The sequence below is a fragment of the Undibacterium sp. RuTC16W genome, assembly GCF_049339445.1.
Classification (GTDB): domain Bacteria; phylum Pseudomonadota; class Gammaproteobacteria; order Burkholderiales; family Burkholderiaceae_D; genus Undibacterium.
This window is the reverse complement of record NZ_JBMPPE010000004.1, coordinates 155552-175479: the sequence shown is the minus strand read 5'-3', so window position 1 is coordinate 175479 and position 19928 is coordinate 155552. Positions and strand designations below refer to the sequence as shown.

Sequence of the window (19928 nt, the reverse complement as noted above, 5' to 3'; positions counted from 1 at the left end):
TTATCCTCCACCGAGATTTGCATTACGTGCCTGTGCCTGATACAGACGGAAATAAGCTCCTTCGCTTGCCATCAGATCATCGTGACTACCTACTTCGACCACCACACCGCGGTCGAGTACGACCAGCCGATCAGCTTTATGCAATGTCGACAGGCGGTGCGCAATCGCAATCGTGGTACGGCCTTTTACCAGATTATCGAGTGCTTTCTGAATCTCTTTTTCCGTCTCTGAATCGACTGAGGATGTTGCCTCATCCATAATCAAAATACGCGGATCGATCAACAAGGCACGTGCAATCGAGATACGCTGACGCTCACCGCCAGAAAGTCCTTGCCCGCGCTCGCCCACCATCGAGTCATACCCTTGTGGCAAACGCAAAATAAATTCATGCGCATGAGCAGCACGCGCTGCGGCAACGATGTCCTCACGTGTCGCATCTGGCTTGCCATAGGCGATATTGTCGGCAATCGTGCCAAAGAACAGGAAAGGCTCCTGCAATACCAAACCAATGTTCTGACGATAATCGGATACCGCAAACGAACGGATATCGACGCCATCAAGCAGGATCGCGCCCTCTGAGACATCGTAGAAACGGCAAATCAGATTGACCAGAGTGCTCTTACCGGACCCACTATGCCCGACAAGGCCGATCATTTCACCCGGCTTGATGGATAAATTAATGCCGCGATTCACAGCGCGATTGCCATAACGGAAGCCGACTTCACGCAAGTCAATCTGACCTTTGACTTCGTTCACTTTGACAGGTTGCTGCGGATCGGGCACGCTGGATACGTGATCAAGAATATCGAAAATACGTTTGGCCGCAGACGCCGATTTTTGCGTGACGGACACGATACGGCTCATGGAATCAATACGGCCATAAAAATTACTGATAAACGCCACCGCCGCGACCAGCGCACCGACCGTAATTTCGTTATGTGATACCTGCCAGATACCAAACGCCCAGACCACCAGAATACCGAGATCAGTTAAGAACGAGACGGTCGGAGAAAACAGGGACCAGACTTTATTCAACTTGTCGTTGACAGCCAGATTATGTTTGTTCGCCTCACGGAAACGCACAGCTTCACGTTTTTCCTGCGCAAAGGCTTTAACTACGCGGATGCCAGGGATCGTATCTGCCAGCACATTCGTGACCTCGCCCCAGACACGGTCAATTTTTTCAAAACCGGTACGCAATTTGTCACGCACCAGATGAATCATCCAGGCAATAATTGGTAGCGGTAACAAAGTCACCAGGGCGAGCTTGGTATTGATTTGCAATAAGGCGACTACTGTCATCACGAACATCAAGACGTCTGTTGCAAAATCGAGTAAATGCAAGGACAGGTACACGCAAATCCGGTCACTTTCACTACCGATACGCGACATCAGATCGCCGGTACGTTTTCCGCCAAAATATTCCAGGGATAATTTCAGTAAATGCTGATAGGTAGTGGTACGCAGGTCGGCACCGATACGCTCAGAAACCAGCGCCAGAATATAGGTTTTTCCCCAACTCAATAACCAGGCGAGCACGGCAGAGCCCAGTAAACCGCCGATATACAAGCTCACCAGATGCGGATCGACATGCTGCCCGTTCTGATATGGAATCAGTACTTCATCGGTCAGCGGCTTGGTCAGATAACGCGGAATCATGTGAGCGCCGGTACCAAGCAACATCAGGCTGAAACCGGCCAGCAATTGCCAGCGATACGGATGCGCAAAACGCCACAGGCGGAATAAAGTCCAGGTCGATGGCGGCGTGTAAATTACTTTAGTGCAAATTGGACACTCGTCCTGATCCGGTTCCAACGGTGCTTTGCAGGTCGGACAAATATTTTGCTCGGCCTTCTCTACCGGCATGCCGGTGACGTGGCTGTGCAACTGCTCTTTAAACTGATCCATCAGACGGATCATCAGCAGATTTTGTCCGAGGGTAAAACACCAGCTTGCCAGTCGCCCGCTATCGTCGAACAACTCCAAATGACCGACACCAGCATGATCATGATGATGGAGTTTCAATCCTTTCTGGTAATGCCAGGCTTGCCATGCCGTTTCACCGGGAGCGCGTGCCAGCAGACGCTGACTGGTCACGACCAACAACCCTTTAACAAAATGCAATCGACCGTCAAGGTCAACCTCAACGGCACTTAAAACGTTTTCGTCTGTGGAAAGTTGCTGCCGAATCTCTGAGCGCCAGTGGCCCGGTAGTGAAGCAAGTGAATGTTCGACTTGCGGATCGGCGCTTAATTGTTGTGTTGTCATCGTTTGACTGGCCCGAATTTATGGCAAAAAATGGGTATAAAAAGTAAATCGCTTAGACTTAGATCATCATTGATATCTTGGTTTGCAGAGTGATACGACATCCACACAATTCTGTATCTATTCCACGCTCTAAAAGAACAGAATGCTCGCGTTAATGCCAAGCCATGTCGAAATCGGATGCTGAAAATCCATCAATACCGCATCAATAAAGGCAATTAGATGCTTTTCACGATGAGACTAGCTCATCCAACATATCACTAGAGCATTAATTTACGGTATTCTATCGAAACAAAAATTTCGGACAAAAACCTGACCAAGAAGATGCAAAAATTGACACGATAGTGCGAAAAATTGGCACAAGTATACCAGCAAGCGTTCTCTGCAATGGCGAAATTGGTCTATAACAACCCTGATCCACCCCGAAAAAACTCACTTAGGAGCTTGAACCGAACGACCTTATATTGAATCGATATGCAGTGATTCAACGATATTCAACGTTAAAATGCAGATTCGCTAAAATGGCTCCTGATATATTACTAATACTGGTTACCAATATTAGTAGCCGTAGCGACAAGTTCGCTGGAGAAATAGATCAAGCCAGCTAAGATGTCATGATCTGGATTCACTCAATATAAGTTTCAGTCGCAAGTGCAAGCCTCTGAGAGATTTAAGAACGAAAAAAACGTTCTGCTATCAAGAAATTAAATACATGACAACGAAGAAGAAAGACATAGAATTTCTCCGTGTGACCCACTTACGCGGACCTAATATCTGGACTTATCGCCCTGTGATCGAAGCCTGGCTAGATATAGGAACGCTGGAAGATTTTCCCTCGAATACCCTCCCCGGTCTGTATGAGCGACTGACTGCCTGGTTGCCAGGTCTGGTTGAGCATCGTTGCAGCGAGGCCAAACGCGGTGGCTTTCTGGAACGATTGAAAGAAGGTACCTGGGCCGGACACATTCTGGAGCACGTCGTTCTTGAATTGCAAAATCTCTCAGGTATGCGCACCGGCTTCGGCCAGACTCGCTCTACGTCTGAGACTGGCGTGTACAAAATGGCGTTCCGTACCCGGCAAGAACAAGTCGGCAAAGCCGCTCTGGCGGTTGCCCGTGACTTGTTAATGGCGGCGATTGAAGATACACCTTTCGATCTGGAGGCGAAGCTGGTTGAGCTGCGTGACATGGTTGACTCGCTCTGCCTAGGCCCATCAACCGCACATATTGTTGATGCAGCGACCGATCGCAAAATACCATCGATCCGCTTAACTGAAGGTAATCTGGTGCAATTAGGTTATGGCGCGGCACAGCGCCGCATCTGGACCGCAGAAACTGACCGCACCAGTGCGATTGCCGAGAGCATCGCCAGCGACAAAGATTTAACAAAATCCTTATTGCAATCCTGTGGCGTACCGGTGCCGGAGGGCAGCCTAGTCAAAAGTGCCGAAGCAGCCTGGGAAGCTGCCGAAGACATTGGCGTACCGGTCGTAGTAAAACCCTATGACGGCAACCATGGTCGCGGCGTCTCGCTAAACCTGATGACAGAAGCCGATGTGCATGCCGCCTATCATCTGGCAGCACGCAAAGGTGATAGCAAGAGCGTGATTGTTGAACGCTTTATTACGGGTAACGAACATCGCTTATTAGTCGTCGGAAAACGCCTGGTTGCTGCTGCAAAAGGCGAAGCCTTATGGGTGACTGGTGATGGCAGTTCCAATATCATCAAATTAGTCGACGACCAGATCAACACCGATCCGCGTCGCGGCACGAATGAAGACTCCCCGCTGAATGCTCTGGCGCCAGAAAAAGGGGCTGAAATTATTCTGGAACTGGAACGTCAGGGCTTTACCGCATATTCCATCCCACTAGCCGGACAAAAAGTCTTGATACAGCCTAACGGCAATGTCGCCTTTGACGTCACAGACGATGTGCATCCCTCCATCGCTGAAGCGGCGGCCTTAGCTGCCCGCGTTGTCGGTTTGGATATTGCTGGTATTGATCTGGTTGCTGAGGATATTTCCCGACCATTGGAAGAACAACGCGGCGCCATCATTGAAGTCAATGCCAGCCCCGGTTTACTGGCACATCTTAAACCTGCAGAAGGCAAGCCGCGCCCTGTCGGCACCGCGATTATTGCGCACCTGTTTGCAGAAGAAGAAAGCGGCCGCATCCCGGTCATCGGTGTCGCCGGTTCAAAAACACAAGGCACCAGCCTGATCGCACGCCTGATCGCCAGTCTGATCCATGTGACGGGCAAACACACCGGTGTCGCCTGCAATCAAGGTCTGTTCCTGGATCAGCGCCAAGTTGCCAAAACTGATTGCACGCAATGGGAAGCAAGTCAACGCCTGTTACTGAACCGTTCTGTCGAAGCCGCAGTATTTGAGACAAACGCCAACATGATACTGAGCGAAGGCCTAGCCTACGATAAATGTCAGGTTGCGGTTGTGACCGACATGGACGGACATGCGGATCTCGGTGAATTCTATATCGATGCCGCAGATCAGATGTTCAAAGTCATGCGCACACAGGTCGATGTGGTGTTGCCCGATGGCGTCGCTGTCCTGAACGCAGCACAGCCACAGGTGGTTGAACTGGCCGAGCTCTGCGATGGCAAAGTAATTTTTTACGGACTCAATTCAGAATTAGACGCCATTGTTCAGCACCGTGCAAATAATGAGCGGGCTGTATTCTTGCGCGACGGGCAAATTATTCTGGCAACCGGCCAAGAAGAAGCAGCAATACTCGCTTTATCGACATTAAAACCAAGTAAAGCAGCGCAGCCAGAAGTCATCATGGCCGCCGTTGCAGCCGCCTGGGCATTGGATATTTCACCTGATTTTATCGTTGCTGGCTTGCGAACATTTGATTCCAGCCCAAAGAAATCTCCGTATTAATGCAAAATAATGCAGAAATTAATGTAGAAAATTACTGGTAAAAAGTCTAGAGCCGAGCAGAAATCGAACAAACGTTGAATAAGCAACGAACAATATATAAACGAGATTCAGACGAACTCAGACGAAAAACAAAGGTAGTCAATCCGGCGATATAAGCTAGCGCAAAATACTGCGCAGAAATGGCGGACAAAATTGATTACCTTGCAAACAAACCATTGGCAAAGCCATCAAGATAGGATGAAGGTTTATGGAAGTATCACGCATACGAGCGCTACGCGGCCCCAATCTCTGGAGCCATCACACCGCTGTTGAAGCGATTGTCAGTTGTAGCAATGCAGAGCTCTCAGTAGGCGACATGAATGGATTCGAAGTACGCTTGCGTGCCCGCTTCCCGGAAATAAGCCCCCTGCAACCAACTGGTCATAAGGAACCTATTCCCATGGCGCACGTGCTGGAACTAGCAGCACTTGGTTTGCAGGCACAAGCAGGCTGTCCGGTCACATTCAGCCGCACCACGCAGACCCTGGAAGCAGGCACGTTCCAGGTCGTGGTGGAATATTCGGAAGAAGCCGTCGGTCGCCTGGCTCTCGAACTGGCAGAAAATTTAGTGCAAAGCGCAATCAGCGACACCGCATTTGATCTCGCTGCTGCGCTGTCTCAGCTCAGGGAACTTGATGAAGATGTCAGGCTCGGACCGTCCACTGGCTCCATCGTGCAAGCGGCAGTAGACCGGAACATCCCTTATCGTCGCCTCACCGAAGGCAGTCTGGTCATGTTTGGCTGGGGCAGCCGTCAGCGCAAGATACAAGCCGCCGAAATGGACGGCACCAGTGCAATCGCCGAAGCCATTGCACAGGACAAAGAACTGACCAAAAAATTGTTAGACGCTGCGGGCGTGCCCGTACCGCTTGGCCGTACCGTGCTCGATATTGATGATGCATGGAAAGTCGCCTGTGAAATTGGCCTGCCTGTCGTAGTCAAACCCAAAGACGGCAATCAAGGTAAAGGCGTCACGGTGAATGTCACCACACGTGAGCAGCTAGAAGCCGGCTATCATGCCGCAGCAGAATTCCGGGACGATATTCTGGTTGAGCGCTACTTACCCGGCAATGATTTCCGCCTGCTGGTCGTTGGCAACAAACTCATCGCCGCCGCTCGCCGCGATCCGCCACAAGTGGTCGGAGATGGCGTGCACTCCGTGCGCGAACTCGTAGAACAGGTCAATAAAGATCCACGCCGAGGCACAGGTCACGCGACCTCGCTGACAAAAATCCGCTTTGATGACATCGCTCTGGCGAGTCTGGCAAAACAAGATCTGGTCGCAGATTCCATCCCAGCCAAAGGTCAACGCGTCATTTTGCGTAACAACGCGAACCTCTCCACAGGCGGCGCTGCTACCGACGTCACGGATGACGTACATCCAGAAGTCGCGGCTCGTGCAGTAGTTGCGGCACAAATGGTCGGCCTGGATATTTGCGGCGTTGATCTGGTCTGCGACAGTGTGCTCAAGCCAATTGAAGACCAGAACGGCGGCATCGTTGAAGTCAACGCAGCGCCGGGTCTGCGCATGCATCTCTCACCCTCTTTTGGCAAAGGCCGCGCGGTTGGCGAAGCTATTGTGTCGTCAATGTTTGAAGACGGCAATGATGGTCGCATCCCTATCGTTGCCGTCACTGGTACCAATGGCAAGACCACGACTGTGCGTCTAATCGCGCATTTGCTGACTGCGAGCGGACTACGTACCGGCATGACCAATACTGACGGCGTGTACATCGAAGGTCGCCGCATCGATAGTGGCGATTGTAGCGGCCCTCGCAGTGCCCGTAATGTGCTTTTGCATCCTGACGTCGACGCGGCAGTATTTGAGACTGCCCGTGGTGGTGTCCTCCGCGAGGGCCTGGCATTTGACCGCTGCCAGGTTGCCGTGGTTACGAATATCGGCTCGGGTGATCACCTTGGATTAAACTACATTACCACCGTAGAAGATCTGGCGGTTCTAAAACGCGTCATCGTGCAAAATGTTGCCGACAATGGCGTCGCAGTATTGAACGCGGCGGACCCTATCGTAGCTGGCATGGCGAGCAATTGCCATGGTTCGATCACCTTCTTTGCCGCCGATGGACAACACCCGATTATGGCGACACATCGCGCCCAGGGGCGTCGCGTGGTCTATGTGGAAGGCAGTAATTTAGTCGCTGTAGAAGGCAAAAAACGTCACGAAATCCCACTCGCCAATATTCCCATTACACGCAACGGCAGTATCGGCTTTCAGGTCGAAAACGTCATGGCTTCTGTGGCTGCGGCCTGGGGCGTCAACATTGCTTGGGACGCGATTCACGCAGGACTACAATCTTTTGCGAACGAAAGCGACAATGCACCTGGCCGCTTTAATTTATTCAATTATCGTGGCGCGACGCTGATTGCCGATTACGGCCATAACCCGGATGCTATTTTGGCCTTGGTTCGCGCAGTGGAAAGCATGCCTGCCAAACGCCGCTCGGTAGTAATCAGCGGTGCCGGCGACCGTCGAGACCAGGATATCCGTCAACAAACAGAGATCCTCGGTAACGCATTTGACGACGTAGTGCTGTATCAGGATCAATGTCAGCGCGGTCGTGCCGATGGCGAAGTAGTCGCTTTGCTGCGGGCTGGTTTAGCGAACGCCAACCGCACCAAAGTCATCGATGAAATTAATGGTGAATTTTTAGCGATAGACACAGCGATGGCACGTCTGGGCGAAGGCGACTTATGTCTGATTCTGATCGATCAGGTAGAAGAAGCTCTGGCACATATTGCTAAGCGTATTGCAGAAGCTTAATACCTTATTTTAAATATCTGTAATACCGCGGCTCATATCGCGATTTCTAAAAACTCCTTGAGCGACACACGCAACATTGCACTAAGCAGAAACAGGAATTGCCAGAAATCGAAATTATAATCCGCAAGCAGTATGCGCCTCTCAGGCCATTTTCGTGCCACAAGGCGCATGCCGCTTGCGGATTACGTATTTAAATACACAAATTCTGACGCGCTAAATACATCAGAATTGCTGTCGCAATACAATAACTAACAGGAATTCTTATGAGCAATCCCAACCTGCATGATTGCAAAAACCAGGCCGTTGCAATCGGCGACATCGTACGCATCGTCAGTCTGAGCCAGGATTTTATTAACAACTTCCCAGCCGATGAGCGGATCTTGTTCGAATCAATGATCGGCAATTTTTTTAAAATCGTCGACGTAGACGAATACGGTCAGGCGTGTGTCGTACGAGAATGGCACGATGAAAAAGGATTACCGCAAACACATGTGATTGCACTGGATCCTGAAGAGATGGAAAAGATGTGATTCTTAAGTGTTTGTTTTTCATAACACTAAATTGCAATTGAGTAGGCAATCACGAGCTATCTATAAATATCTGCTACATCACTAAAATGCTAAGCAGCAGAAAAATATTGGAAACGGTCTCTTGAAATGTAAAGTTTCGTTAAAACACCAGATTAGCAAACATAACCAGTTGGGTATAAATCAATGAATCTCGCCGTATATGTACTTATTGGTGTCGCATTCGTCGCACTGTTCGTAAGAGAGGTTATGGCCCCGGCATCGAAAGCACAGTGCGATAATCGCTGGCTAATCATGGCAGGTGCCATAAATTTAACCCAAATGAGCGCTGCGATTGGGGCCGGATACTTTTTTCGGACGTGGTTGTCTGGGCATTCGTTGATCAACATATCAGCGATGCATCCTAGTTTGAGCGGCTTGCTTACTTTTTTTGTTGCAAGCTTCATCGCTTATTGGTGGCACAGAGCAATGCACAAAAGCGACCTTTTATGGAGAATATTTCATCAGCTACACCATAGCCCAAGCAGAATAGAATCATTGACAGCCTTCTATGCACATCCCTTTGATTCCATAGCCGCTACTTTTATTACGTGCGCAGTAGCTTATTTAATTTTTGGCGTAAGCGCTGTATCTGTGGCTTGGGCTCTTCTGTATGTTAGCCTTTTCAATCTATATATCCATTCAGATACGGCATCTCCCCGTTGGCTAGCTTATTTTATTCAACGTCCCGAAATGCATCGTGTTCACCACCAGCTTGATCACCGCGCACAGAATTATGGTTTGCCAATTTGGGATCTCATTTTCGGCACATGGCATAATCCCGACGAATTCATTGAAAATTGTGGCTTCGCTGACGGCAAAGGCGAATTTGTCTATGAAATGCTCATGGGAAAAGATGTCAACGCCTGACCAATTTTTTTCATCTGTTGCTTCGAGTGTGTACCGGAATCACATAGATTTGACACATAAATCAGTAACAAACTTGACGTAAAACTCAGCTGCTATGCATAAAGTACTCCACCAAATCAACCACCATACGACTTTACCAACCAGCCGCCAACAGCAATACCCCACGCCAGCTCTGTGAACAGAACTGGCGCATCACTGATATTTTCAATACAAAAATAATTACCAGATCGTTACGCGCTTGGCTTCCGGGCGTAATGGAGACTTACTCGGACTGCAGGAAAAAGCTTCGGCGAATTCAGGCATATTGGCAATCGGTCCGATCACGCGGTATTTTTCTGGCGAGTGAGGGTTGGTCGCGATTTGCAAACGTAAGCTTTCATCACGCATCTTGCCGCGGAAACTTTGGGCGTTCGCGACAAAATAACGCTGTTCCGGTGTCAGTCCATCAATTTCTGCTGCCTGCGGTTTGACTTTCAGTGCATTGCGCAATGCTTGCAATGCGATTTTGTCGCCGCCCAGATCGGCAATATTTTCACCAGCGGTCAGCTTGCCGTTGATATGCAGTTTGTCGATAGGATTAAATTCATCGAATTGTTTTTCAATGCCGACGACACGCTTCAGGAAAGCTTTTTCGTCAGCCTTGGTCCACCAGCTTTTCAAGTTACCATCGGCATCGTATTGACGACCTTCATCATCAAACGCATGGGTCAGCTCATGTCCGATCGTCGCACCGGTATTGCCGTAATTCGCCGCCAGATCTGCTTTGACATGATAGAGAGGCGGTTGCAGGATGCCTGCCGGAAAAACCATTTCATTCATGGTCGGGTTGTAATACGCATTCACCGTTTGTGGCGTCATGCCCCACTCGTTGCGGTCAATCGGCTTACCTAGTTTAGCGAGATTGCGTTTAAATTCAAACTCGGCGGCTCGCATGTTATTGCCCGCGTACGACGTAGCGTCGACTTTGAGCTGGCTGTAATCGCGCCACTGATCGGGATAACCAATCTTGACGACGATCGTATCAAGCTTGCGGTAAGCCTGCTTCTTGGTCTCCGGCGACATCCATTCAAGCTTACTGATACTGTCACGCATCGCCAGCTTGATGTTATCGACCATTTCCAGCACACCGGCTTTCGCTTCGGGACCGAAGAACTGGGCTACGTATAACTCGCCTAAGGCTTCGCCAACATTCACATCCAAAGTGCTCAGGACACGCTTCCAGCGTGGTTGTAATTCTTTGGTTCCGGCTAGCGTACGGCCATAGAAATCAAAATTTGCGTTCACAAATGCGGAAGACAAATCTTTGGAACGGGCGTTCACCAGTTGCCAGCGCAGATAGGTTTTCCATTGCGGTAGTGGCAAGGTATTTAACATCTGGCCTGCTTCAGCGATGAACTTGGGTTGACCGACATTGAATTCAGCTGGTTCAGCGAGGCCGATGTCTTTGAAATAGTTTGCCCATTTAGTGCTGCTATCAAGTTTGGCCAGTCCGGCTACAGTCAGCAAATGGTAAGACGCTTGCGGGTCGCGCAGAGCGACTTTGGTCATTGAGGCTTTTGCGAGTCGCGTTTCGAGTGCCAAGACCGCAGCCGCGTTTTGTTTCGCGACCTCGGCGCTATCGCCAAGCAACGTGAACGTATGCTCTACATGCTTCTGATACTGTTTGCGTATCTCCAGCGTTTTGGCATCTGTCTTTAAATAATAATCACGATCTGGCAAACCAAGGCCACCCTGAACAATTTGCGGAATATAGCGTTTAGTATTTTTGGCATCCTGATCGACATAAAAATTAAACAATGATCCGACACCGATCTGATGGTGCCTGGCGATAACCGCCAGTAATTGAGTGCGATCCGAAATCGCGTCGATCTGAGCCAATTCAGCCGCCAGAGACTTTGCACCCTCGGCTTCGATACGTGCTTCGTCCATGCCGCTCTGGTAATAAGCACCGACCAGTTGCGTCACTGGATTTTTTATCTTGCCATCAAGATTTGCAGATGCCGCTGCTTCTGCGAGTGCCTTCAACGCCAGCAGGTTGCGCTCGGTTACTTCGTCATACGCGGTATAGCGCGCGCGGTCCGAAGGGATCGCATTATTCGCCAACCAGGTACCGTTCGAATATTCAAAAAAGTTAGTGCAAGGATCCATTTTTTTATCCATAGTCTGCGCTTCTAAAACTAGGCTGTTGGTCGCAGCAGTCTGAGCATGCGCTCCGGACATCGCGGATACACACAAGGATACGGCTAACACACTACGACGCAGTTGCAGCGTCAGTAATTGAGCATTGTGGTGCATGATTTTTTTCATATGGGTCTCTCTGATTTTTTAAAATAAGGTCTCTGTGATAGCGCAATGTCGTTACTACTTTGTACCTGGCAATACCTGCACTGCGATCCCGGAAAACTGTCCGGGTGCATGATATACCCGCTGTGTCGCCTTTTGAAAATCTTCAGGTTTTGCTTCTGGAATTTCCATAAATTTTTGTGGGTTTAAATCGACCAGAGGAAACCATGAGCTTTGTATCTGCACCATGATACGGTGTCTGCGACGGAAGGTATGATTGATGTCCGGCATCGTGTAGTTCAGGCTCTCAACTTGTCCTGGAACAAAAGGCACTGGCTTCTCAAAACTTTGACGGAATTTGCCGCGCATCGGTTCACCACGCACCAGCTGTTGATAACCCGCCATGGTCACAGACGGTGGCGGCACGTCATTGACGCGGTTCCTTGACGTAGCAGCCGATGGATACTCATTCGGATAAACATCAATCAGCTTCACCACCCAGTCAGCATCGGTGCCCGTAGTCGAGACGAAGAGTCGGGGTGAAATCTCACCAAGTACCGTGACGTCTTCTTCAAGCGGTTCGGTTTTGTATACCAGTACATCGGGACGAGTCGAGGCAAAACGCTGATCAGCGACCGGATATTCTTGTGGCACGCCGATGGTCGTGTAGCCGACGAAAGGAACTGGTTTTTTTGGATCACTGACATATTCGTCAAACTGGGATGCTACATCGCTACCATCCACCTTTGGCTGAGTCCAGGATAGGCGCCCGTTTGCGCCAAGATATAGCGTACGTGCCTGTGCCTGTTGCGGCGGCCAGCTTGCATAACTGCGCCAGACGTTGGTACCGGTTTCAAATACCTGCGCTTCTGGAATCGCTTTACCGGACACGCCTTTCAGATGCTGTTCAAAGAAAGGGAACACAATATTTTTACGATAGTAGTCCCCTGTTTTAACGTCAAAATTCACGTTGCCCAGACTCTTGCCATCGGCGCGCCCCCAACCACCATGCGCCCACGGCCCCATGACGATGCCATTAAAAATGCCTTTATTATTTTTCTTGATGCTGCGATAAGTCGTCAGTGGCCCTTGCGGATCTTCGGCGTCATACCAGCCACCAACGGTCAATACAGCCGCATGAATATTTTTGAGGTGAGGAGCGATATTCAATGGCTTCCAAAAATCATCATAGGTCGTATGCAAGATAGTTGGCATCAGCAATTCACGCTGTTTGTCACTGAGCTGGTTCGTGATATTTTTTAAAGTCAGATGCGATAAAAAATAGTCATAGCCATTCTCAGTTCCATAATCGAATTGCTCCCAGCGCTTCGGCAGATTTGTCGGATTTTGTTCATTCGTAAAACTCGCGTAGAAACCAAAATTCGCTGCCAGCATAAAGGCGCCGCCATGGTAAGAATCATCCCCCATAAACAAATCTGTGACAGGTGCCTGCGGCGATGCGGCCTTGATCGCAGGATGTGAATCAATCACACTGGCTGACGTATAGAAACCCGGATAAGAGATGCCCCAGATGCCGACCTTGCCATTATTGCCCGGGATATTTTTGAGCAGCCACTCAACCGTATCATGCATATCCTGACTCTCAACACCCTCCCCCGCGACGCGTGCAGCCTTTTGATGCGGCGTCATCTCTTGCCACTTCCCCTCAGACATATAACGCCCGCGCACATCCTGGTTCACAAAAATATAACCGCTCGTCTCAAAGTCTTTAGATGGCCCTAAAGAGGCCGGATAAAAATCAACACCGTAATGCAATTCCCCCTGATCGTGCACCCCCGCGCTATACGGCGTGCGATTCATCAGAAATGGGTACGATTTGCTGGCATCTTTAGGAACATAGACAACAGTGAATAACTTCACGCCATCACGCATGGGGATACGATATTCGTGCTTGGTGTAATTCTCGCGAAAACTCGGCTTAGCGGTGTCTGTGTCTGCCTTGTCCATCTCTTGCAGGTTGTTGAGGCTGTCGGCAAAAGCAGAGATTGGCAGCATGCTAAAGGACAGCGGAAAGGCGAAGCAGATGGCTTTCAATAAGGGGCGTAAAGCTGACATAAACACTTTCAAATACGATGAGTAAATTCAGAGGCAGGACACGGTCTACCTCTACGGGGCGGTTAGCCTGCCTGTTTTTTAACAGCATTGTTTTTTGAGGCCAGCTTTTTGACAGTTAATATCGCAAAAAGTGCCGGAGCCTTCATTTTTATTTCCGGTTCGAGTTTCTTCTTTAGAGACGAAAAAACTGAATCCGTGGATTATCAATAAAAGGACACTTCTTAGCGCTTTACTAAATCACTGCCACCAATAATTGCGAGAATAACGCCTACTTTGTTTGTCATCTTTTATCTTTATTTCAAAAAAGTATACATACCAATAGCAACTAGCCCAATGACAACAATCCACCGAGATATTAAATCCAAGCGGTTCGTTTCATTTTGCAATTCTTTATTTTCAGGATTTTTTTTATTCGACCGAATATAAAGATAAATTCCCCATCCAGCGATAACAATCAAAAGTACCAAACATACGCAGGTCACAAATAACACCGAATTTTTCATTTTTCCCTATCAATTTTCGATTAGTTGCTATCATGGTTTGGCTTTGAGATTAAATATAAAATTGGTCCGAATATGTAAATTGTTAATATCCACAATACAGATATGACGCCTGCAATTAGAAATGCGCCAATTAATGACATGGTTATTCGGTTCGAAATCATTAGCTTAAGCATAGACTGCCCTCTGGTGTAGGTATTGCCGAGATTAACATCACCTGGTAAGGCGTAAATTACATAAAGTAATCCAATAGACATTGGGATAGCTAAAAAATAGACTATCAGCACAGATAACGGTTTTGATAGTTTTTCCTTCTTCATTTGGCTAAACCGCAAACCTACAACTTCCAATCTGATAAAAACAATGTAAAGCATTGGTATTAATAAAAAACTAGTTCCGAAGAAACCCTGCACCAACTCACTGATGGGCGATACCGTTGCGATTTTTTTAATTGATGGGATTGTTTCTGCACACCATGCAATAGGTTCGCCGAACACACCGAATATCTGACGCCAATTATTTGGGAACAACATTCCTGAAATACCAAAAAGAATCATGAGGCGAATGATAAATTTCCCCATCTTTTTATCTGCGCTTTTAATGAGTGAGTCAGTTGTTTTTTCAATTTTCATAAATTTTGCATGACGAAGAAATCGTTGAAAAAATTAAACTTATCATCATTGGCTTGAAAATAAAAATACGCTTTTGGATAGCCTAATCGCGCTTTGGCAAAAGGATCTCGAATAGGTTCTAAAAACCTCCAAATTGAAAAATCGTATCGATAGAATTGGAACAAAAAACCAATACACCTCACCACACAGACACACAGAGAAAAGGCAGAAGTAAAGGAGTAATTAACTTCATGAAATATCGATGAAAGAGCGTTTATAAGCTCCCGACATAGAACCCGCAGGCTAGATGCGCCTGCTGGCACGAAATACCTCTGAAAGCCGCATCCAGCCTGCGTATCGCAACGAATCAACGGCTATCAGTCCACCACTCTATGCTTTAGGCTTTACAACCGCCCCGATTACTTCACGCTCACTAACTCAATATCAAAAATCAATGCTGCATTCGGCGGAATGGAGCCCGAGCCAGTTGTGCTGTAGCCCAGATAGCCCGGAATGATCAGGGTACGTTTACCGCCGACTTTCATTCCCGTGACGCCCATGTCCCAGCCCTTGATGACCTGACGTGCGCCTAGCTGAAAAGGGAATACTTGTCCGGCGTCGCGTGAGCTGTCAAATTTGCTGCCGCGCTGGCTGGGAGATTTCGGCTTATACAGCCAGCCAGTGTAATGAACCTCAACCAACGAGCCATACACCGCTTCAGCGCCACTGCCAATCTGGCTATCGTGCTTGATCAATGCCGTTACCTGCTCCGGCGCATCAGGCACAATGACCGGGCCATCGACTGCGTTGGTGGCATTGGTGGCGTCAGGTAGTGCATTGCGGAACTGTGCATAAACACTGCTACTCATTACGCTTGATAGAGAGGCGACCAGCAGGGCGAGTGCGACACCCGCTTTATTCGGACGACACTTCATGTGCTTTACCTTGTCATTAAAATGAAAATTACGATGGGCTAAATCATAATCTAAGATTATCCGGGATTTTCCATGGATGTGGCAAATTGGCAAGAAGTTGAAATCATTCTGACAAACTCCGGTGTTACCATCATGCCTTCCCTATTTTGCGTTTAATTTACATGGCCTTGTTCAACTCACGTGATTCACTGGATCAATTGCCGCTGATACCTTTGAGAGCAAGTTCGGTCACTACCTTGCATAGCGCTGCGGCATATCGAGCGGAACTTCTTCAACAGATTGCGGGAGCCAGACATCGCATTTATCTGTGCAGTCTTTATCTCCAGCATGATGAAGCCGGTGCTGAAATTCTGGCCGCACTGCATGCGGCAAAAGCCCTGCGTCCGGCGCTGGATATCCGCGTGCTGGTTGATTGGCACAGAGCGCAGCGCGGCTTAATCGGCGAGGCAAGACAAGCGAATAAACAAGCAGGCAATGCGGGTTGGTATCAGGATCAAGCCTTACTGCAATCCACCGACGTCCCGATCTACGGCGTCCCGGTGCAAACGCGCGAGCTATTCGGCGTCCTGCATCTCAAAGGTTTTGTCATTGATGATGTTGTAATCTATAGCGGCGCAAGTTTGAATAATGTGTACTTGCATAAACAGGATAAATACCGCCATGACCGCTATCTGCTGATACAGAATAAAAATCTTGCCGATAGCATGGTGCAGTTCATACGCGAACATATTCTGGCTGCGGCAGCGGTACATAAATTAGATACGCCGCAGATCCCCTCAACCCGCAGCATCCGGCGCGAGATTCACGAATTCAGGGAGCAACTGAAGCGCGCCCGCTACTATGTACCTTACGCTCCCTCAAGCACGCCTGCTATACCGCAATTGACAGTAACGCCGCTCGTTGGTGTCGGAAAAAATAACCCCTTAAACCGGGTCATCTGCCAGTTGCTGGCAGCTAGCCGGGAACAGATTACGATTTGTACGCCCTACTTCAATTTCCCTCTCGCTGTGACCCGTGAGATCAATCGTGCGCTGAAACGTGGTGTCAACATCGACATCATCGTCGGTGACAAAACGGCGAATGATTTCTACATTCCACCAGAGCAACGCTTTAAAGTGATAGGTGCACTACCCTATTTGTATGAAACTAATTTACGCCGTTTTGCCAAAGCACATCAGGCCGAATTAGGCAGACAATTACATCTGCATTTATGGAAAGACGGTGACAATACCTACCATCTGAAAGGCATGTGGATTGACCAGCACATCATGCTGGTCACCGGGAACAACCTGAATCCTCGTGCCTTCCGGCTTGATCTGGAAAACGCCTTATTAATACGGGACCCAGAACAAGAATTAGCCGAGCAAAGACAAGACGAATTACGTAGTATTTTTCAGCATACCAAGGCGATCGCTCATTACAGTGAAATAGAAAAAACGCTGGATTACCCTCCCGCCGTCCGTCGTCTGCTAGGACGTCTAAGCCGGACCCGGATGGATAGACTCGCGTACCGGGTACTGTGATGACAAAGGCTTTAGAACCATTCAACCCGCGACTGCCATCGCATCTCTCTGCGCGCAAACAGGCAAAACAGCTTTGCAGGCAAATCAATGCCATTCCGGTGCAACAAATGAAGCAACGGCAACCCTTGTTTCAGCAGCTATTTGGGGCTGTTTCATCGGCGTTTATCGAACCGGATTTTTATTGTGATTACGGGAAAAATATCTTCCTCGGTGAGGATTTTTTTGCGAATCATCATTGTGTCATGCTGGACGCCGCCGCGATTCATATCGGTGCCCGCGTATTACTCGGCCCTGCGGTGCATTTATATACCACTACACACCCCGTTAATGCCGCTGAACGTGCGGCTGGATTGCAATTAGCCGCGTCTATTCATTTGGGAGATGATTGCTGGATAGGCGGCAATAGCATCATCATGCCAGGAATCAGTATCGGCGCGCGCTCAGTCATCGGCGCTGGCAGTGTCGTTACTCAGGATGTCCCGCCTGATGTCGTTGCGGCGGGTAACCCATGCCGAGTTATCCGATCACTGTAGAAGTAACGCAGGACTTAGTGCGACTGAATCGGAAACTCTTCTTCCAGGAAATGTATAAAAATTCTTTATTCAAGATCTAGCTCTGGATACAAAATGCTATTCAGTCTCAGTTTTCGAATGCCTATGCAGATTTGCAATACAAGCCTGTACCGTGTCCTCATATGAATGCAAAATTAGATGAGTGCTGGGAATAAACTGCGAGACCTGACTCAATTCTTGGTAAGGGTTATTCAGGCATACCGCGAACGTTATTGCATGAGGCATGCGCTGACAGTTTTTTAAAACTGAAGCTTCGAGGAGATGCTGCTCTTTTTGAGGATCGACGGAAACAAAGCAAACCATGGCGATAAGGTCGGAGGGTATCTCACCTTCCGGAGGGGCTTCCAGGTCTTCCAGGGAAAGATGTCTGCTGTCCAGGTTTTGCGCGCGGAGAACTCTGACCAGAATTTCTGCTGCAAATTCGTTTGCTACTGAACCAAGGCCAATAATTAGTATGATGGAACCTGCGGGCACATTCAATGACCCCTGCCATTGACCAAAATCGCGCTCGCGTTTTGCCCGCAAATGCCGTGCTGCGTTAACGCCTTCCAGCAAAGTGACACTTGAATTTCTCTTCCACCATTTTTTATTTTCTTCGATAGAGATCAGCAATGAGGTGACTACATTTGTAACCCTTGATTCCTCTTCTCTGGTGATAGCACTCTTCATGAAGTCCATTTGTGCCAGGTATAGAGCGGGTGTTAACACCACATCACAATAACTGCTGAATGACCTGCGTTTGAGAAAACGTTTTGCACTTCCAGTGATTTCCTGCGCGTCGCCCGCCAATGCACGTTGATAAAAGTTCTCAGGCATGGTCAATGCCGGAATTTCGCCGAGCAGAATTTCCAGGAATTTGAGCGCATCAACATAGTGCCCGGCCACAAGCAGGCAAAGCGTCAGCGGAGTTGACAGGATGAGGCCAACGGGTCCCCATATCCAACTCCAGAAAACGGCGGATATGACTACCGAGAGTGGTGATAACCCAGTTGCGTGGCCATAAAGCCGGGGTTCCACAAGCTGCGAAATAACCACTTCGACGCAAGCAAACCAGGCAAAGCTCATGATTGCCAATGTCCAGTCCGGTGAAATCGCAGCTGCCAGTAACGTAGCGCACGCAGCGGCAATCCATGCACCTATGTAGGGAACGAATCGTAGTGATGCAGTGAGTATCCCCCATAGCAAGGCTTGCGGAACACCGATGATGGTAAGCCCGAGACAAATTAGCATGCCGACCAGGAAATTCAGGCCGAGTTGAGACACAAAAAATCGGGACAGACGGTTGCCAGCGTCATTGACTGCGACTGTAGTCGCTCGCAGGTTATTCTTACCGATCAGTCTGATGAACCGGTCCCGCAGATCTTCACGTTCCAACAATACAAATACCAGGACAACAAACACGATACCAGCAGTCTCTATTGGTCCCCAGACAGAGGTGGCGATACGTGTGAGAATTTGCAAGGGCGAAGAGGTTGGCTCATGCAACTCCACGGAAACTGGTTTACTGACATCAGCAGCCTCTGGAAAAGTCTCTGTCCTAGTTGAGAGGTGATCCGTCTTTTGACTACTTGAAAGTTGATTAAATACACGATCTGAATGCTTGGTAATATCACCAAGCTTGCCCAGAGTAAGCTGATCCAGCATCACCAGTTTATGATGTATCGTACTTTCATATTGAGGGAGGCTGGACCCCATTTGTATTAATTGGGAGGTGATTAGCGAGCCGGTTGTGAGAATTACCAATGTGAGTACAAGAACGCTGGTCGCAACGGATCCTGTCTTCCCCATTCCAAATCGCGTTAGCCTGCGCACCATTGGTGCTACCAAAAAACTCAGCAGGATGGCCAGCGCAATGGGGATAAGCATCTCCCGGCCAAAGTAAAGTAGTGCCAATACCAGTGCCGCGCCGATAATCTTGCTTAGTTGACTGGTGCTCTCTTGAGATATTGCCTGGGTGCTCATGTACTGCTCCAATTTAAGGATAGTGCGTGGCGACGACATCTGTAACTA

General features: G+C 48.8%; 12 protein-coding genes. 6 read left to right on the top strand and 6 right to left on the bottom strand.

All coding sequences use genetic code 11. From position 1 onward, the window contains the following. Positions 1 to 2268 (bottom strand): ABC transporter ATP-binding protein, encoded by a 2268-nt coding sequence (locus ACO0K4_RS09695; RefSeq protein WP_422956423.1) that lies wholly within the window; start codon positions 2266 to 2268, stop codon positions 1 to 3. A gap of 709 nt (positions 2269 to 2977) precedes the next feature. Here ACO0K4_RS09695 and cphA (ACO0K4_RS09690) point away from each other — a divergent pair. From cphA (ACO0K4_RS09690) to ACO0K4_RS09675, 4 genes are all read left to right on the top strand, one after another. Next, the gene (cphA, locus tag ACO0K4_RS09690; RefSeq protein ID WP_422956422.1) at positions 2978 to 5164 is read left to right on the top strand and encodes a cyanophycin synthetase; all 2187 of its coding nucleotides are present in this window, start codon (positions 2978 to 2980) and stop codon (positions 5162 to 5164) included. A 247-nt stretch (positions 5165 to 5411) separates the two neighbouring features. Then, complete coding sequence (gene cphA, locus ACO0K4_RS09685; RefSeq protein ID WP_422956421.1) at positions 5412 to 7982, top strand: cyanophycin synthetase; 2571 nt, start codon at positions 5412 to 5414, stop codon at positions 7980 to 7982. A 263-nt stretch (positions 7983 to 8245) separates the two neighbouring features. After that, the gene (locus ACO0K4_RS09680) at positions 8246 to 8512 is read left to right on the top strand and encodes a hypothetical protein (RefSeq protein ID WP_422956420.1); all 267 of its coding nucleotides are present in this window, start codon (positions 8246 to 8248) and stop codon (positions 8510 to 8512) included. Between the two features lie 183 nt (positions 8513 to 8695). After that, positions 8696 to 9418: a sterol desaturase family protein gene (locus ACO0K4_RS09675; protein WP_422956419.1), complete on the top strand. Its 723-nt coding sequence runs from the start codon at positions 8696 to 8698 to the stop codon at positions 9416 to 9418. A 219-nt stretch (positions 9419 to 9637) separates the two neighbouring features. Here the strand turns inward: ACO0K4_RS09675 and ACO0K4_RS09670 are convergent, their stop codons facing one another. From ACO0K4_RS09670 to ACO0K4_RS09655, 4 genes are all read right to left on the bottom strand, one after another. After that, entirely contained in the window at positions 9638 to 11725 is a 2088-nt protein-coding gene (locus tag ACO0K4_RS09670) for a M13 family metallopeptidase (protein ID WP_422956418.1), read from the bottom strand. 54 nt (positions 11726 to 11779) lie between these two features. Beyond that, complete coding sequence (locus tag ACO0K4_RS09665; RefSeq protein WP_422956417.1) at positions 11780 to 13777, bottom strand: CocE/NonD family hydrolase; 1998 nt, start codon at positions 13775 to 13777, stop codon at positions 11780 to 11782. A 523-nt stretch (positions 13778 to 14300) separates the two neighbouring features. Then, the gene (locus ACO0K4_RS09660; RefSeq protein WP_422956416.1) at positions 14301 to 14909 is read right to left on the bottom strand and encodes a hypothetical protein; all 609 of its coding nucleotides are present in this window, start codon (positions 14907 to 14909) and stop codon (positions 14301 to 14303) included. A 398-nt stretch (positions 14910 to 15307) separates the two neighbouring features. Then, positions 15308 to 15823, bottom strand: coding sequence for an FKBP-type peptidyl-prolyl cis-trans isomerase (locus ACO0K4_RS09655; RefSeq protein ID WP_422956415.1), 516 nt, complete (start codon positions 15821 to 15823; stop codon positions 15308 to 15310). Positions 15824 to 15984: 161 nt separating this feature from the next. On the opposite strand from ACO0K4_RS09655, the gene pssA reads away from it, so the two are divergent. Together pssA and ACO0K4_RS09645 are read left to right on the top strand one after the other, a co-directional pair. Further along, positions 15985 to 17346 (top strand): CDP-diacylglycerol--serine O-phosphatidyltransferase, encoded by a 1362-nt coding sequence (gene pssA, locus ACO0K4_RS09650; protein ID WP_422956414.1) that lies wholly within the window; start codon positions 15985 to 15987, stop codon positions 17344 to 17346. Then, positions 17346 to 17879: a sugar O-acetyltransferase gene (locus ACO0K4_RS09645; protein WP_422956413.1), complete on the top strand. Its 534-nt coding sequence runs from the start codon at positions 17346 to 17348 to the stop codon at positions 17877 to 17879. Before pssA ends, ACO0K4_RS09645 begins: the two co-directional genes overlap by 1 nt. 96 nt (positions 17880 to 17975) lie before the next feature. Here ACO0K4_RS09645 and ACO0K4_RS09640 read toward each other — a convergent pair whose 3' ends face one another. After that, a complete protein-coding gene (locus ACO0K4_RS09640) occupies positions 17976 to 19880 on the bottom strand; it encodes an AI-2E family transporter (RefSeq protein WP_422956412.1) in 1905 nt (634 codons plus the stop codon). Positions 19881 to 19928 lie beyond the last annotated feature (48 nt).

What these genes read in the sequence shown, in the direction of transcription:
- ACO0K4_RS09675 (WP_422956419.1), top strand. Translation starts at nt 8,696, where the DNA reads ATGAATCTCGCCGTATATGTACTTATTGGTGTCGCATTCGTCGCACTG.
- ACO0K4_RS09660 (WP_422956416.1), bottom strand. Translation starts at nt 14,909, where the DNA reads ATGAAAATTGAAAAAACAACTGACTCACTCATTAAAAGCGCAGATAAA.
- ACO0K4_RS09670 (WP_422956418.1), bottom strand. Translation starts at nt 11,725, where the DNA reads ATGAAAAAAATCATGCACCACAATGCTCAATTACTGACGCTGCAACTG.
- ACO0K4_RS09695 (WP_422956423.1), bottom strand. Translation starts at nt 2,268, where the DNA reads ATGACAACACAACAATTAAGCGCCGATCCGCAAGTCGAACATTCACTT.
- cphA (WP_422956422.1), top strand. Translation starts at nt 2,978, where the DNA reads ATGACAACGAAGAAGAAAGACATAGAATTTCTCCGTGTGACCCACTTA.
- ACO0K4_RS09655 (WP_422956415.1), bottom strand. Translation starts at nt 15,823, where the DNA reads ATGAAGTGTCGTCCGAATAAAGCGGGTGTCGCACTCGCCCTGCTGGTC.
- cphA (WP_422956421.1), top strand. Translation starts at nt 5,412, where the DNA reads ATGGAAGTATCACGCATACGAGCGCTACGCGGCCCCAATCTCTGGAGC.
- pssA (WP_422956414.1), top strand. Translation starts at nt 15,985, where the DNA reads ATGGCCTTGTTCAACTCACGTGATTCACTGGATCAATTGCCGCTGATA.
- ACO0K4_RS09680 (WP_422956420.1), top strand. Translation starts at nt 8,246, where the DNA reads ATGAGCAATCCCAACCTGCATGATTGCAAAAACCAGGCCGTTGCAATC.
- ACO0K4_RS09665 (WP_422956417.1), bottom strand. Translation starts at nt 13,777, where the DNA reads ATGTCAGCTTTACGCCCCTTATTGAAAGCCATCTGCTTCGCCTTTCCG.
- ACO0K4_RS09645 (WP_422956413.1), top strand. Translation starts at nt 17,346, where the DNA reads ATGACAAAGGCTTTAGAACCATTCAACCCGCGACTGCCATCGCATCTC.
- ACO0K4_RS09640 (WP_422956412.1), bottom strand. Translation starts at nt 19,880, where the DNA reads ATGAGCACCCAGGCAATATCTCAAGAGAGCACCAGTCAACTAAGCAAG.